This is a genomic window from Neoroseomonas rubea (assembly GCF_016106015.1).
Lineage (GTDB): Bacteria > Pseudomonadota > Alphaproteobacteria > Acetobacterales > Acetobacteraceae > Neoroseomonas > Neoroseomonas rubea.
Genome location: NZ_JACADQ010000001.1, coordinates 60730 through 75469, shown reverse-complemented (window position 1 = coordinate 75469; position 14740 = coordinate 60730). Strand labels below are relative to the sequence as shown.

Below are 14740 nucleotides of genomic sequence, written 5' to 3'. Positions count from 1 at the left end.
GGCCGCCTTCCCAGTCTCGGCCGCGGCTGGAGTCCAGCCGTGTGCCCTTCCGACCTCCGGCACCCGCTTGCCGCGTCGCCTGCTGGCCGGCCTGCTCTGGTCCAGCACGGCGCCGGCGCAGGGGCTCGCGCGGCTGCGGGACGTGCTGCACGACCTCCGCGCGGAAGGGCGCGCCGGTCTGCTCGGGGCCGATGCCGCCGCCATCTGGTTCGAGCGCGCGCTCGCCGTCGAAAGCCCGCCCCGACAGCCCGGCTGGCCGCTGCTGCCCGAATTGCGCGGCATCGACCCCGCGCTCGACGATTGGCTCGTCAGGTCCGAGGCCGGCAGCGGGGAGGCCGCCGCGGGCGGGGACCAGGCCACCCGGACGGAACGCCCGGGTGCGGCGCGTCGGCCAGGCGTGCTCGTGGCCCCCATCGCGAGCCTCGCGGGACCGCGCACCGGCGGGCTGGAGGTCGCGGCGACGGATGCCATCGTCGCCGCCCTTACGCCGCTGCGTTCCATCTCCGTGCTGGTTGAAACGCCGGGCCGGCCGCCGCCGCTGCCCGACTACCTCGTCACCGGCAACATCCACCTGGCCGGCCCGCGACCGCAGCTCGCGCTGCGGCTGATCGACGAGGCGGGCGGCGGCGCGGTGCTGTGGTCGGCGATCCTTGAGCCGGAGGAAGCCCGCCCCGCCGCCTTCGCCGCCGAGGTCGCGGCCATGGCCTGCGCCCGGCTGGAACACGAGCTGTTGCTGCTCGAGGCCGAACGCGCCGCCGCACGCCCGCTGGCCGAGGCAAGCGCGCAGGAGGCCGCGCTGCGTGCGGTGCCGGCGATCTTCCGCCTCGAACGCCAGACCTTCGAGCAGGCAGGGCGGCTGCTCGGCATCGCGGTGCGCCGGGACCCACGGCACGCCTTCGCGCAGGCCTGGCTCGCCTACTGGAACATCCTGCTGGTCGGCCAGGGCTGGGCGCCGCGTCCGGCCGAGGCGCTCGCCGCGGCCGCGGCGGCTGCGGAACAGGCCGTGCTGCACGACCCGCGCGATGCCCGGGCGCTCGCCGTCGCCGGCCATGTGCGGGGCTATCTCCACCGCCAGGTGCCGGAGGCGGTCGCGCTGACGCGCCAGGCGCTCGACATCAACCCCGCCCTGCCCGCAGCCTGGACCTTCTCCGGCATGGCGCATGCCTATGGCGGCGAGCTGGAGACGGCGCGGCGGCATCTGCGCCGCGCGCTTGCGCTGCTGCCGCGCAACCCGCACGCCTTCTTCACCGAGGCCGGGCTCGCCACCGTCGAGATGCTGCTCGGCAACCATGAGGCGGCGATCGGGATCGCGCGCGGCGTGCGGCAGATCCAGCCGCATTTCACCGCGACGCACCGGGCGATGATCGCCGCCCTCGGCCATCTCGGCCGGCCGGCGGAAGCCGCGCCACTGGTGCGCGCGCTGCTGGAGCTCGACCCGGGGTTCACCGTTCAGCGCTTCCGGGCCGCCGCGCCCTATGTGCGGCGGCGCGACCTCGATCATTTTCTGCGCGGCCTGCGGGCCGGCGGGGTGCCCTGATAAGGCTTCGTTCACCCTTCGCTTGCGACAAATGCAGCCTCATCCAGAAAGGATGCGACGATGCGGCTGTTGATCGAGGGGTGGCGCAACATCAGCCACTCCTACGCCCTGGTGAACCAGTTCCAGATCGTGGCGCTGGCGCGCATGCCGGGCATCACCCTGTTCCACGAGGACCAGGGCCTTCCCGCCAACTGGGATGCGAAGACCAACCCGGCCGGCTTCCCCGCCGCGGATGCCGCGCTGATCGCGGGGCTGGGGCCGCCCGACGGGCCGGTCGATGCCGTCTACCGCTGCGCCTGGCCGTTTTCCGCCGGCGCGGCGGAGGATCGACGCCGCCGCGTCACCTACATGATCACGGAGATGGGGCTCGGCACCAAGTCGCTGATCCCCGCCGACCCGGCCGCCTTCACGCGGGGGGACCGCGTCGTCGTCACGCCGACCGCCTGGTCGCGCGACCGCATTGTCGAACACGGGATCGACCCCGCCGGCATCCACCTGGTGCCGCACGCCGTCGATGCCGCCGCCTTCCGTCCGATGGGGCGGGATGAGCGCGCCGCGGTGCGCGCGCGGCTCGGCATCGCCGAGGACGAGGTGCTGCTGCTGAACGTCGGCGGCGCCTTCTGGAACAAGGGCATCGACAGGCTGCTGGAAGCCTTCGCCGTGCTGCGCGCCCGCGGGCGCCGCGTGCGGCTGGTACTGAAGGACCTGTCCGGCTTGTATGGCGTCGGCGTGAAGGAGACCATCGCCCAGACCGCGCCGCGCTGCCCCGCGCTGCTCGAGGAGAACACGATCTCCGCCATCAGCGTCATCCAGGGCTCCCTGGAACGGGAGGCGCTGCGCGAGCTCTACTGCGCCGCCGATGCCTATGTGTCCCCCTATCGCGCCGAGGGCTTCAACCTGCCGGTGCTGGAGGCAATTTCCTGCGCCCGCCCGGTGATCGTGACCGAGGGCGGCGCGACGGCAGATTTCTGCCCCGCCCCGCTCGCGCGCACCGTCGCGGCGACGCCCGGCACGCTGGACCGCGAGCCGGGCTGCCCGCCGGGGCGCTACCTGGAGCCCGACCTCGACGCGCTCGTCGCGGCGATCGAGGGCATCGCGCCGGGGATGAATTTGTCCGAAACGGCGATGGCCGCGCGCGCCGGCGTTCTTGCCCATTTCTCCTGGGAGACGGCGGCGCGGGGCATCATGGACCTCGCGGCGCAGGGCGCGCACACGGCCGGCGAGTTCGTCCCTGCCCCGCCGCGCGCGGCGCCGTCGCAGCCGGAGGTGCTCGACCTTCTCGCGCGGATGCATCCGCGGGCGATGGCCGCGCAGCGCAAGGTGCGCGTCGGCAATGCCTGGGATGGCGGCTATGTGCTGCCCGAGGCCGCGCTGCGGGCCGAGGTGGTGCTGTCCATCGGCGTGGGCAACGACGTGTCGTTCGACTTCGCCATGGCCGAGCGCGGGGCGCAGGTGCTGCAATTCGACCACACGGTCGAGGCCCCGCCGACCGCGCATCCCAACTTCCAGTTCCGCCGCGCGGGCTGGGGGGCCGAGACCGCCGGCCCGCTGCTGTCCTTCGCCGAGCTGCACGCCGCGACCGAGGCGGTGCCTGGCGCGCACCGGATGCTGAAGTTCGACGTCGAGGGCGCGGAGTACGAGGCGCTCGCCGCGACGGACACGGCGCAGCTGGCGGCCTATGAGGTGATCGTGTGCGAGTTGCACGACCTCAATGCCATCGGGACGGCGGAAGGGTTCGACCGGCTGGCGCGCTGCCTCGATGCGCTGACGCGCCACCATGAGCCGGTGCACCTGCACGCCAACAACTATGCGGGGATGGCGCTGGTGCAGGGCGTGCCGGTGCCGCAGGTGGTGGAACTGACGCTGCTGCGCCGGGACCTCGATGCCTTCGGCGGCCCGAGTGGCGAGCCGATGCCCGGGCCGCTCGACCGGCCAAACCATCCGGCGTTGCCGGATCTGTGCCTGACGCCCTTCGGGCGGATGGTGGAGGTGGGGCGGGCGGCCTAGGAAAAAGGCCCGCCTGCTCGCGACGATGCGCGTCCCGTAAGGCAAAGATTCAAGTCATGAGACGTCCGGAAACGTCTCGTTAAGCGTTAGCGCGGAATCCTGGGACTGGAGATCACGAGTCCAGCACGGGAGGCACCGCGTGACCGGGCATACGCGCGACGCCGTCGAGACGAACGAGACCGGGCGGCGGATCCTGTCCGAGGTCGCGGACGCGCTCGAGGGCCTGCTCCGCCGGCTTGCGACGCAGCAGCAGGCGGCGGCCGCGATCGGGCACCTGGCCACGGTCGCCGAGGAGATCGCCGGCAGCGCCAAGCTGCTGGGCTACGGGCTCGGTGCCGGCGGCGGGGAGGCGCTGCTCGGCGCGCGGCTGGAAGATTTCTCCGCCGCACTCGGCCGGACCATCCAGGCCGCGGCGGAGGATGCGCTGGCCGGCAAGCAGGTGGCGCAGGCCCTGCTTGATCACGCCGCGACGGTCGAGGCGCTGGCGGCGGAGGTGGACGCGATCGACGTCGCCGAGATCCGCGCACGGCTGCGCCCGCTGTCCAGCACCATCGAGGCGATCCCTGCGACGCAGCGTGCGTCCGCCGCGCGGCGGGCGGAGCTCGACAAGCTGTCGGAACGCGCGCGGCACCTGGCCGTGCAGGCGGTGGAGATCGCGAAATCCCGCCCGGGCAGCCGGCGGGATATGGTGATGGAACTCGCGCGGTCGGTCGCGGGCCTGGCCAGGGACATCGCGCAGGCGGCCACCGCCTTCGGGGAGGATGCCGAGGCCGCTGCGAAGGCCGCGCGGGAGCTTCTGGAGACTGCGCGGCAGGGCGCGCGCGGCGGGGCGCGCGGCGGGGCGGAACGGCCGCGGGCGGGCCCGATCGTGCAGAAGGGCGGGCTGCTCGGCGTGCTGAACCGGGAACCGCAGAGGCGGCGGGAGATGGAGTGGAAGCGGACGTGGTCGTGAGGGGTGGCGCGTCGGCCCCCATCGCCCCAGGCGCGCGAGGCTTAAGCCCCAAGGGTCGGGCGCCGCACCGAAAGGTCAGGCGAACGCGTGCGGGGCCGCTCGCATCGTCGCCGCCGCGCTGGGGAAGGTCAGGGTGACCTCAGCGCCGCCCGCGCGGCGGTTTCCGACGACGATGGAACCGCCGAAGCTCTTCATCGTGCCGTAGCAGATGGGAAGGCCGAGACCGGTCCCCTTGCCCACTTCCTTGGTCGTGAAGAAGGGCTCGAAGACACGGTCGATGACGGCGGCGGAAATGCCCGGGCCGTCGTCGGAAACGCGAAGCTCGATGCCGCGCGCGGTTTCCCGCGCCGAGACGGTGATCGTGCCGCCGTCGATGCCGGCCCCCCGGATGGCGTCGCGGGCATTCGTGAGCAGGTTCACGAGCACCTGCTCTACGGGCACGAGGCGGGCATGGATCTTCGGCAGGCCGGGGGGAATGTCGATAACGAGCGCGATGTTCGCGAGACGCAGCTGGTTGCCGACGAGGGATACAGCGCCTTCGACGGCGCCGAGGAGCGAGAGCGGCTCGGGCTCGCCTTCGTCCGCATGGCCGAAGATGCGCAGATGGTCGACGATGGCGCGCGCCCGCAGGGCCTGGTTCACGATGCGCTCGAGCCTGACGGAAGCGTCTGCGGCGCCTTCGGCGCCAGCCGACTTCAGCCGGCGCAAGGCGGTCTCGGCTGCCGTCGCGATGACGGCGAGCGGCTGGTTGAGCTCATGGGCGAGCCCGGTCGCCATTTCCCCGAGCGTCGCCATCTTCGCGGCGTTCATGCCCTGCGCGACGAGGCGGCGGGCATCGGTCACATCCGTGACGTAGCCGACCACGAGCGCGCTGCCGTCGGGCCGCCGCTCGAGAGCGCGCGCCAGCGTCCTCATCCAGGCGAGACTGCCGTCCGGGCGTTGCAGCGCCCATTCAACCGTCGCCTCCCCCGCCTCGAGGACCACGCGATACAGTCGGCGCGATGCGTTGGCGTGCTCCTCGACCGCGAGTTCCGCGAGATCGTCGATCCTTTCGAGCGCCGCTGCGTCGATGCCCGTGACCTTGGCGGCATCGCCGCCCTTGTACAGATGGCGGGAGGACAAGTCGGCTGTGACCTCGCGCAGGAAGATCACCGCCGGTAGTCCGCCGTGGAGCCTTGCGACTTCCTGGCGCCCCCTGTCCAGGGCAGCCATGTCGCTTTCCGCACGGCGCCGGACCTCGATGATCGCGACGGCGATGGAGACAACGAACGCGCCGAGCATCAGGACAGCCACGATCGGAAGCGTGCCGAGCGCAGCCTGGGTGTCTTCGTGCAGCGCTTCGACCGGCTGCGCGACGGCGATCGTCCAGCCTGGCGTGTCCGGGACCCTGTGGATGGCCATGACCGTGTCCGTGCCGGTCAGGCCCGGGCCCCGGAGGAGGCCGCTATCGGGGATGCCGGCAGCACGCCCGAGCCAATCGGGCACCGGGGCACCGACCATGTGCCCCCCGTCCGGGAGGGTCGTCGCGATGACGTTGCGCCGCCCGTCGAACAGCAAGGCGTAGGATCCAGGCCGCACGGCGTGCCGCGTGATCCAGGCCGCCACAGTGTTCGAGGCGATGCTCATCCCGGCCGCCATCGCGACCTCGTCGCCGCGGGTCACGGGAACCGCCAGCGCTATGCGGTATCCTCCACCGAGCGGAGCGAGGAAGACGCCGGAGATCTGCGTAGCCCGGCTGTCGAACAGGCGCGTGAGCGCGTCTCCGACGACGTCACGCAGATGATTGGGCAAGCGGCGCGGGAGTTCGTCCGGGCTGGTCGCGTTCGAATTGAAGGTCATGGCGAAGTCGGGAGGCGGGCCGATGATGAAGAGGCGTTCCCCGATAGCCTCCACGAGTGCCACAGCGTTTTCGCTCAATCGTCTCCCGCCATCCTGCGCGGGATCAGTCATGTAGATTGCAAGCGCCTGGATGGTGTGCTCAAAATTTTTCAGCCTTCCGCGGATATCGACTGCAATTTCTCTTGCCTCATGCGCCATCATATTTATTACGGCTTCTTGCTTTATTCGAGATATACTTGTCCAGGAGACCCCGATAAGGGCAAACATCGGAATAGCCAGAAAAGTCAGAGTTATTAATGTAAGTTTAAAATGTCGAAGAGAAACAAAACACCCAATCATCATTTTAGAAAACATGATCTGTTCCGCAATATTTGTTGCATATTCGGATGATATGCGCCGATAAATTTTACAGAAACGTGTAAACAGAACTTAAATATTTCTTTCTCCTGGTGATCCGAACTTCGCCGAGGCGAAAGCGGGTTCCGGGCGACTGCCCCCCCTGAAACCGGCGGACCACCGAACGTCGCGATGCAAGGATGCGGCCAGCGCGCGCGGCTGAAGACGCGCCTTGGCTATGGGCCGGAAGTGGTCTTCCACTCCATCCGGAAGACCGTGGCGACCGCCTTGGAGAACGCAGGGGTTCCGGAGAACGTGGCGGCAGACATCCTCGGGCATGAGAAGCCGAGGATTACCTACGGGCTGTATTCGGGCGGGAGTAACCTCGCGACCAAGGCTGAGGCGATAGAGAAGGTGAGGTATCCCCTGGGGTGACCTCAGGAAGATTTTGGGCAGCAGTCTAAGACGGGAGGATCAAATAGGAGGATGCGTGGTTCCCCCCGTGGGGGCGGTCACTTCTTCTCCACGTCCTCCTTCAGTTGCTTTCGGCCTCGGGTAACACGTGCGGGCAATACGAACAGAAATTCCGCAAGCGCCTTTGCGAACTCGACCAATTGATCAGCACTCTCGCGAGTGTGATGCGGACGGTCCTCGTCGGCATGGCGCGGGTCATTTGCTCCAAGCCGCACGTCATGCGCCCATTCGGCCATCTCTTTGGTAATCAGGTGGTCAGCCGCCGCCTTCTCGATGCGATGATAGAGATACCCTTCGCGAAGACCTCGCGCCTTGAGCATGGCGTCCACAGCAGATGCGGCAAGCATCACAGCCCCGTCAGGTGAATGTCGACTCTCAAGGGCTTGCACTAAGTAGCGTCGGGCTGGTTCTGGTATTTCATTGGCAGCCGAATCTTTCTGCGGCCAGATGCCGTAAGAAGCGACGAAGTCGTAGAGGGTGAATTGGTGCCGTGGACTACGCTCGCCCCTCACAGCGACTACATCCGCAGCCAACGTAACGCCTCCGCAGACTGAACACTCATATGCCACCCAGCGTCGTGGAAGCGCGCTTAGGTTACCCGTCGATACATGCTCCCACTGAGCGTCGAGCTTCGGATGTGCGACGCTACAATGTGGGCAGCGGTCGGTGATCAGGACTTTTCCGAGTGGGGCCATGCCTCACTCTACATCCGGGCCAGCGATTCGCTCGACTCCCGCAATGTCCCACTAGTCCCTGCTTGTGTGAGAGCGCCTGAGCCTGCCTGAATACGTCTCACAGAATTGATCCTTGACGTTTTGGGACATTCTACTCACTGTCTCTATAACCTCAGTGAGACAGCGAGACCCTCACCATGCTGATCGGATACGCCCGGACCTCCACCGCAGAGCAGATGGCGGGCCTTGAAGGCCAGGAGCGAGACCTCAAGGCTATCGGCTGCAAGAAGGTCTTCGCTGAGAGGGTGTCCTCGGTCGCCAAGCGGGACCAGCTAGAGGCAGCCCTCGACTATGTGCGGGAGGGTGACACCCTCGTTGTGACCAAACCTGACAGGCTGGCCCGGTCTGTGGCTGACCTCCTGACCATCATCGGCAGGCTGGAAGGCAAGAAGGTGGGCCTCCGCATCCTCAGCATGGGCGGGCAGGAGGTCGATACGCAGACCCCGACAGGGAAGCTCATGCTGACCATGCTTGGCGCCATCGCTGAGTTTGAGCGGGGGCTGATGCTCGAACGTCAGCGGGAAGGCATCGCCAAGGCCAAGGCTGAGGGGAAGTATCAGGGGCGTGCCCCGACTGCCCGGAGGCAGGCTGATGAAGTCTTGAAGATGAAGCGGGCGGGAGTGAAGCCGACCGAGATTGCCGCTCGACTGAGCATCGGCAGGGCCAGCGTCTACCGTATCTTGGCTGATGCTGAGGGATGACCTCCCAGGACCAGGATGGAGACCAGGTCCTGGAACACAACATATGGTGGCCTTTAACTTGATGAGGCACAAATTGTTGTGGGCATGTGTGAGCCTGGGCTTCGGGGAAGACCGCCCCTCTGAAAACCCATGCAATCCCTCGGTCAGCGATTACCCCACACTGTAGGTAACTATCCCCCAAGATCGTCATACTTGGGGAATGGTTCCTCTTAGTCCATGTTCGTCGTGTGGTTCTATCCGTCAAGGATGACTAGACAGACCTACTCACTCTCCCATCCCTAACCAGTAACCCTCACCCTTACCGTTAGTTGGCAAAACTACCCCTCGGCAGTCGCGGTGTAGGGCAAGGAAGAACGTAAGGGTGAAGAGAGATGGTAGGCTGCCCAGACCTCCTGTCGGATAACCTAGACACCATGGACTAAGACCTCTCCTACCAACCTCAATGTTGGTCTCGTTCTGTTCGTTGTCGATCATCACCTAGCCTCGTCGTCTGTGCATTCATCCTCTCAAGGGATGGGAGTGCAGATGGCGAGGTCTTTTTACGTTGGTGACAACCAAGAACAGGCCAGCAGAGCGGTCAGCGGAGTGGCAAAAGCAATCTATCACTACAAATACGAAGAACGAGCATGACCAACAAAGCTATACGACAACTCCCACAGAGGCATGAACCTGAGGAAATCGAGGTTGGCGAGGTCATCATTGATCAGCGTCTACAGCCTCGTCTTCAGCAGAATTTCCAGACCATCATCCGATACAAGGAAGCCCTGGAAGATGGTGTCTGCTTCCCTCCGATCACCGTGGCCCGCATTGATGGCTTGCTATTGCTGGTCGATGGGTTCCATCGGCTCAAGGCACACAGCGCAGCCGGGAAGGCGACCATTGAAGCAGTCATTCTCGAAGGGGTCACCCGTGAAGAAGCCTTCTTCGAGGCTGTCATCGCCAATACGCAGCATGGCCTTGGGCTGACCAAGGAAGAGAAGCGGGCCGCCTTCAGGCGATACATCAGGGCAAAGAGGCATGTGCTGAAGGATGGCAGGGTGAAGAGCCTGCCCCAGTGGCGCGGCGCACCCCATGCCGCGCCGCTGCGCCACTAGAAGTGCGCCACTGGATTTAGTGGCGCGCCTCACCTGCTCCGGCCTCCTCGACCCATCCGACAAAGGCATTTCCTGCGGTCCAGAGGCGCTTGCGCATCTTCCGGTCGGCTGGATCGCGCCACAGGCGGACTTGAACCTCGCCGGTTGCCTGGAGCTGCTTCAGCACGTCCGCACAGGCGCCCCGGGGGATGCCGGCATGCTCAAGCGCGACGCGGGCGGCGGCATCGGCGGTCGGGCTGGTTGAGCATGGTTCGCCGTGCAGCCCTTCCCGCAGGGCGCGCACGGCTTTGGCGAGGTCTTCGGGCGTGATGGAGAAGGTTGGCGGGGTCCAGGGGACGAGGAGGTGCGCCACGTCGCCGTTGGCGATCTCCCGCTCCTCCGCCACAAACCATGCGTGCGGGCGGCGGCGGGAATACTGCGACTTGCCGGTTTCGACCTTCACGTAGAGGTCGGTCATGTCCTCGGCGATGCTGAACTGCTTCGCCTCCTCTGCCGTCATGGGGCGCATGGACCAGAGGGAACGGATGGCGCCACCGATCGCGCCGGCACCGCGCAGCCGCTGGAGGCCCGTGCCTTCGCCGGCTTTCGTCTCGTGGTGGAGCAGCAGGAAGACGCAATCGAACTCGACGCCCATGGAGCGGAGCGCGCGCAGCACCGGCCGCATGAGGGTGTTGGAGCTCTCCTCCGCCGTATGCAGCTCGATCAGGGGATCCAGCACGACGAGGTCCGGGCGGAACTGCTTGATCGTCTCCCGGAGGCGTTGGAGACCAGCGGTCTCGGTCAGCCGCCCGTCCTGATCGACCTGGAACAGCGGCACGCAGTCGGACATGTCCGCCACGGCCAGGTTGGCGTTCACCGTGGCGCGCTGGCGGGGATGATCGAGCAGGCGACCCGCGACCGCAGCGCCGCGGCGCCGGAGCTCCTCGATCTCGTCCTCGATGCCGCCGAACAGCACGCGGCAGGGTCCGGGCGGCTGGACGAGCCCGCCATAGGACAGGCCGGCCGCAAGCGCGACGCTCAGGCCGAGCGCGAGAGTGGTCTTGCTGACCCCGGGCGGGCCGGCGAGACACGCAAGGCGCGGCCGGGGGAAGGCACCGACGCCGCCGACCCACCGACGCTCAGGGATGGCGCGCTCGTCTTCGAGGAGGAGTTGATCGAGCTTCAGCGGCGCCGGCTTCCGGTCCACGGCCTTGCGCGGCTCCGCTTCCTGCTCGTCCCGTTTCGGCGCGCGCGTGCTGACCCTCGCGCCGGCCTGCTTCAGCGCCTGTTCAGGAGACTGCACCACGTTCATGCCGCCACCTCGCGCACCAAGTCGTTGAAGTCGCCCGCCGGCGGGTGGCAGATGCGCGCCTCCCGTCCCGCCGCCTGCCACCGATCGGCGCAGGCTTCGGCCGCCGACATGCCGGCCTCCTCAGGGTCGGCGAACACCGTCAGGCACTCGACCCCGGGCAGGACAGGAAAGGCGCGGATGCCGCCGGCGCTCGTCGCCGCCCACACGGGACGCCACCCGAACCCCTGCATCACCGAGAGCGCCGTCTCGATCCCCTCGGCGATCCCGAGCCCGGCCGTCACGTCCTCATCGGGGACCAGCCGGATCACGCCGGCATTGCCGAGCATCATCTTCGCCGTGCCGTCCGCCTTCCCGCCGCCATCGGCGCTCAGGAGCGTCCGATGCACGCCGCAGGGATCGCCCGTCGCGGGGTCCGTCATCAGCGCGACCATCGCGGGTAGCCGTTCAGCGCCACGCGGGCAGGCAGGATGGAACCGGATCGGCGCATCCGCCGGCAGGGTCAGCCCGCGCGACGCGAGATAGGTCTCGACCAGCGTGCCGGTTGCGGGCACCGCCTCCCGCCAAGTGCGGCGCGCATGGCCTCCCGTTCCCGACGCCGCGCGCGGGCGCTCCGGAGGCGCTACAGGCCGGGGTGGCAGCGCGCGCACCTCGCCACCGTCCGACAGGCCCAGCCAGCCCCGCGCCCACGCCGCAGCGTCCGCGCGGTCGCATCCGCGCAGGTGCGCCACCAGGTCGAGCGCATCGCCGCCCGCGGCACCGTTCGCCGAGACGCGCCGCCCCGACGCCGGAGGGTCATGGTCGAACCAGGTGCCGCGCTGCGGCCCTTGGACTGTGATGACGAGGGAGCCCTTACCGCGGAAGCGCCGCCGGTCGCCGTGAAGCGTCGAGCTCTCGCCGCCGGTCAGCAGGTGCGCCAGGTCCTCGATCCGATCGGCAAGGCGCGCGGCGATCTCGTCCAGGGACACCCGGGCGGCAATGCGCTGGAGCGTCTCCATCTGCCGTTCCGTCGCGGGGCGGGAGGCGCGCGCCATCTCCTCGAGGAACGTCTCCTCCCAGGTCGAGAGCGGCGCGGGGTTCGCCAGGCACGCGGCGATCAGCTGCGCGGCGTTCATCGCGCGGCGTCCACGAGCTGCACCGCGGCCGGGAACTCGCGCCCGGCCGAGTGACGCGCCAGGACGGCCCGCAGCAGGCAAGGATCGAGGCGCCGCCACCGCGCCAGGCGATCGGCGATAACGTCCTCGGCACCTTCGGCGACGGCGCCGGCGATCTCGTGCAGGAACTCGGCGATGGCGCGCGGCCCGAGCGCGTGCAGATGCTCCGCGCCGCGGGCGAGGCTATGGGGAAGGGGCGCGCTCAATGCACGGCCCCGTTGATGATCGGATGGACGCCATCGGTCGGGCGGACGAGGAGCGTCGGCACCCGGCGCGGCAGCGCGGCCCGCGCCGCGAACCTCGCCCACTCGTCCAGATGGGCCGCATCCGTCTCGACCAGGCAGCAGGACCGCTGCGCCATCGCGGCCTGGATCGCGAGGGCGTAGTCCGAGGGCTGACCGCCCGCCGCGTGGATCATATGCGCACGGGCGTAGCGCAGCGCCTTCCGCGCGGCAGGGAAGCGCGCCGGCCCGCTCGATGCGTGGTCGTCGTCGGCCATGATGATGAGCGCCGGCAGCGGATGGTTCGCGATGTGCCGCAGGGACATCGCCTCCTCTCCCGCGGTGCGCTTGATGACGACGCACACGATCTGCCCATCCCGGATGGCACGCAGGACCGGGGCGAAATGCACAACGCCGATCGCGTCCATCTTCGCGATCGCGTCGTTGATCCGCTGGCGCGTGAGGTTCACGAAGAACCCGCCGAGACCGTCAGACATGGCGCGCCTCCGCATCAGTCGGACGGCGCGCAGGAAAGCGTCGAAACGCTTCCGTTTTCCTGCTCAGCCTGATATCCATTCCACACATCCCGACTAGTTGCTTTCGCCCCCGTCAGCCCGGCCAAGGCTGGCGGGGGTTTCTCGTTCAGGGCGCGACGCGCGCCGCGGGGTTGCCGCAACTCATGCGAGCCTCCGCAGCAGGCAAGCGCCCGCTTCCTCGATCCCGTTCGCGATGGCTTCCATCTCGTCGGCCTGCTCGGCCGCGGCGCGGATCAGCGCGTCGTCCGCGTCGATCAGCCGGCCCTCAGCGCGCAGGCTTTCGATCGCGGCCATGATCCGCTGCATCTCCGGATCCTCGGACGCCTGCGCGGCGCGCAGCACGGCCTCATCCCGGCGAAGGCCCCCGTCAGCCTCCATGATGGCGGCCCGCTCCATCACGTCCGCGCGCGCAGGCTCGGACAGGCGGGCGATCTGCCGCTGCGCGTGGTGCGCAGCCAGATACCAGTCGTGCGCCTCGTCCACGGCGCGGTCCCAGTCCGCCCGCATCCGATCCGCCGCCGCCAGGTCCGCGCCGCGCTCGACGCCGAAGCCGCCGCGGAAGCGCGCGCCCATGCCGCGCATCTCGGCTTCCACCGCGTCGATCAAGTCCTGCTTGGTCAGGCTGTCCGGCGCCAGGCCTTCGCCGCGCTCGTTTACCGGCCCGACCCGGTCCCCGAAGAACCCCTCATCGCGCGCCCGGACGGCGGCAATGTCCGGCGCCATGCCGTCGCGGCGGATCAGCCCCGGCCGGGCGCGGCTGTCACCGACCACCGCGGCAAGGTCGCCCGTGTCGTCCCTCAGCCCGCCGTTCTGGACGATCCAGCCGATCAGGGACTGCCGCTTGCTGTCCGCCCGCGCCTCGGCCCCGGCGGCGTCGATCGCCGCCTGCTGTGCCTCCAGCGTGGTCCCCTGCCGGCGGGCGAATTCCGCCTCGAACTCCTCCCGGGTCAGGGGCGTCCCGTCCGGCCGGGATGGAATGTCGAGCGCCCGCCGGACCTCGCCGCCTTCCATTGTCTCCCGGATCATCGGCGCGGCACTCTCCGGCGCCGCCCGGAACAGCGTGTCCTCGATCTCCCGCACCACCAGCCCGCGCGGGATCTCCACCTGCCGCCCGGCCGCTACATCGCGCGCGGCGAGGTCGAGGGTTCGGGCGGAGACGCGAGGCTCAGGCATAGCGCCGGAGCGGGAGATGACGGCACCGAGCGCGCCGAACCCCGCTCCCACCACGGCACCCGCGGCCAGGTCCATCACCGCGCGGGAGAACGTGACATCGTCGCCGAATTCTTGGTGGACGCTGTAGACGAACGGCATGGAGAGGGCGTTGCCGACCACGCCTTCAGTCGCGCCGCGCGCAACGCCGCCGGCCACGCCAGAGCGTTCCAGCGTCGCCGCAGCGCGCCCCGCTACTGTGCCGACCACGCCTGTCGTCCGGCCGGCCTGCACCACGCGCAGCGCGCGCGCCGCGGGGCCTGCGATGGGCAGGAAATTGACGGGGTCGGGGATGCTGCCGACGATCGAGGCGCCGATCATCAGCGCGCTCTCGAAGAACCCGGCATCGCGCGCCGACATGACTTGCCGGCGATATTCGTTCTCGTCATGGCGGGACGCGATTGCGGCGGCCCTGCCCACCGTCATCCGCTCATCCCAAGTCACGCCGGCGCGCCAGTATTGGGAGGCTTCCCACTCGTGCCGCGCGAGCGGCGCCGGGTCAGCCTCACCGGCCCGCGTGGCGTCGCGCCGGGCAAGCGCCGTGGCGGACGTGGTGTTCCACCAGCCCTCACGAACGGACGCGCCGAGACCCTCGCCCATCGACGGCCGCCGATCAGCCAGGACTTCGTCGGCTTGCTCACGCGCAAACCGCGGGAGC

General features: G+C 68.8%; 13 protein-coding genes. 6 read left to right on the top strand and 7 right to left on the bottom strand.

Annotated elements, in window-relative coordinates:
• The 3 genes from HW577_RS00410 to HW577_RS00400 all read left to right on the top strand — a co-directional run.
• Positions 1 to 1537 (top strand): tetratricopeptide repeat protein (locus HW577_RS00410; protein ID WP_232474565.1); only part of this gene is annotated, 1537 nt, incomplete at its 5' end.
• A 60-nt stretch (positions 1538 to 1597) separates the two neighbouring features.
• Positions 1598 to 3544 carry a glycosyltransferase family 4 protein gene (locus tag HW577_RS00405; protein WP_198374066.1) on the top strand — a complete coding sequence of 649 codons (1947 nt, stop codon included), beginning with the start codon at positions 1598 to 1600 and terminating at the stop codon, positions 3542 to 3544.
• A 139-nt stretch (positions 3545 to 3683) separates the two neighbouring features.
• Positions 3684 to 4496, top strand: coding sequence for a hypothetical protein (locus tag HW577_RS00400; RefSeq protein ID WP_198374065.1), 813 nt, complete (start codon positions 3684 to 3686; stop codon positions 4494 to 4496).
• Positions 4497 to 4571: 75 nt separating this feature from the next.
• Here HW577_RS00400 and HW577_RS00395 read toward each other — a convergent pair whose 3' ends face one another.
• Complete coding sequence (locus tag HW577_RS00395) at positions 4572 to 6533, bottom strand: sensor histidine kinase (RefSeq protein WP_198374064.1); 1962 nt, start codon at positions 6531 to 6533, stop codon at positions 4572 to 4574.
• Between the two features lie 330 nt (positions 6534 to 6863).
• Between HW577_RS00395 and HW577_RS27110 the strand changes: the two genes are divergently transcribed.
• Positions 6864 to 7106 (top strand): tyrosine-type recombinase/integrase, encoded by a 243-nt coding sequence (locus HW577_RS27110; RefSeq protein WP_198374063.1) that lies wholly within the window; start codon positions 6864 to 6866, stop codon positions 7104 to 7106.
• Positions 7107 to 7183: 77 nt separating this feature from the next.
• Here the strand turns inward: HW577_RS27110 and HW577_RS26820 are convergent, their stop codons facing one another.
• Entirely contained in the window at positions 7184 to 7840 is a 657-nt protein-coding gene (locus HW577_RS26820; protein ID WP_269769477.1) for a DUF4145 domain-containing protein, read from the bottom strand.
• Positions 7841 to 8016: 176 nt separating this feature from the next.
• Here HW577_RS26820 and HW577_RS00380 point away from each other — a divergent pair, with 176 nt between their 5' ends.
• Both HW577_RS00380 and HW577_RS00375 read left to right on the top strand, forming a co-directional pair.
• The gene (locus tag HW577_RS00380; protein WP_198374061.1) at positions 8017 to 8580 is read left to right on the top strand and encodes a recombinase family protein; all 564 of its coding nucleotides are present in this window, start codon (positions 8017 to 8019) and stop codon (positions 8578 to 8580) included.
• Between the two features lie 626 nt (positions 8581 to 9206).
• Positions 9207 to 9674 (top strand): ParB/RepB/Spo0J family partition protein, encoded by a 468-nt coding sequence (locus HW577_RS00375; protein WP_198374060.1) that lies wholly within the window; start codon positions 9207 to 9209, stop codon positions 9672 to 9674.
• Positions 9675 to 9690: 16 nt separating this feature from the next.
• Here HW577_RS00375 and HW577_RS00370 read toward each other — a convergent pair whose 3' ends face one another.
• The 5 genes from HW577_RS00370 to HW577_RS00350 all read right to left on the bottom strand — a co-directional run bounded on the left by HW577_RS00370 (position 9691) and on the right by HW577_RS00350 (position 14682).
• Positions 9691 to 10965, bottom strand: coding sequence for an AAA family ATPase (locus tag HW577_RS00370; RefSeq protein ID WP_198374059.1), 1275 nt, complete (start codon positions 10963 to 10965; stop codon positions 9691 to 9693).
• Positions 10962 to 12077, bottom strand: coding sequence for a DUF7146 domain-containing protein (locus HW577_RS00365; protein WP_198374058.1), 1116 nt, complete (start codon positions 12075 to 12077; stop codon positions 10962 to 10964). The genes HW577_RS00370 and HW577_RS00365 overlap by 4 nt, the downstream gene beginning before the upstream one ends.
• Entirely contained in the window at positions 12074 to 12322 is a 249-nt protein-coding gene (locus HW577_RS00360) for a hypothetical protein (protein WP_198374057.1), read from the bottom strand. The genes HW577_RS00365 and HW577_RS00360 overlap by 4 nt, the downstream gene beginning before the upstream one ends.
• Positions 12319 to 12834, bottom strand: coding sequence for a hypothetical protein (locus tag HW577_RS00355; protein WP_198374056.1), 516 nt, complete (start codon positions 12832 to 12834; stop codon positions 12319 to 12321). Before HW577_RS00355 ends, HW577_RS00360 begins: the two co-directional genes overlap by 4 nt.
• 180 nt (positions 12835 to 13014) lie before the next feature.
• Entirely contained in the window at positions 13015 to 14682 is a 1668-nt protein-coding gene (locus tag HW577_RS00350) for a hypothetical protein (protein WP_198374055.1), read from the bottom strand.
• Positions 14683 to 14740: the final 58 nt, after the last annotated feature.

Bases quoted from the DNA above. Each gene is read 5' to 3' on its own strand.
- HW577_RS00405 (WP_198374066.1), top strand. From the start codon at position 1,598: ATGCGGCTGTTGATCGAGGGGTGGCGCAACATCAGCCACTCCTACGCC.
- HW577_RS00395 (WP_198374064.1), bottom strand. From the start codon at position 6,533: ATGGCGCATGAGGCAAGAGAAATTGCAGTCGATATCCGCGGAAGGCTG.
- HW577_RS27110 (WP_198374063.1), top strand. From the start codon at position 6,864: ATGCAAGGATGCGGCCAGCGCGCGCGGCTGAAGACGCGCCTTGGCTAT.
- HW577_RS26820 (WP_269769477.1), bottom strand. From the start codon at position 7,840: ATGGCCCCACTCGGAAAAGTCCTGATCACCGACCGCTGCCCACATTGT.
- HW577_RS00380 (WP_198374061.1), top strand. From the start codon at position 8,017: ATGCTGATCGGATACGCCCGGACCTCCACCGCAGAGCAGATGGCGGGC.
- HW577_RS00375 (WP_198374060.1), top strand. From the start codon at position 9,207: ATGACCAACAAAGCTATACGACAACTCCCACAGAGGCATGAACCTGAG.
- HW577_RS00370 (WP_198374059.1), bottom strand. From the start codon at position 10,965: ATGAACGTGGTGCAGTCTCCTGAACAGGCGCTGAAGCAGGCCGGCGCG.
- HW577_RS00365 (WP_198374058.1), bottom strand. From the start codon at position 12,077: ATGAACGCCGCGCAGCTGATCGCCGCGTGCCTGGCGAACCCCGCGCCG.
- HW577_RS00355 (WP_198374056.1), bottom strand. From the start codon at position 12,834: ATGTCTGACGGTCTCGGCGGGTTCTTCGTGAACCTCACGCGCCAGCGG.
- HW577_RS00350 (WP_198374055.1), bottom strand. From the start codon at position 14,682: ATGGGCGAGGGTCTCGGCGCGTCCGTTCGTGAGGGCTGGTGGAACACC.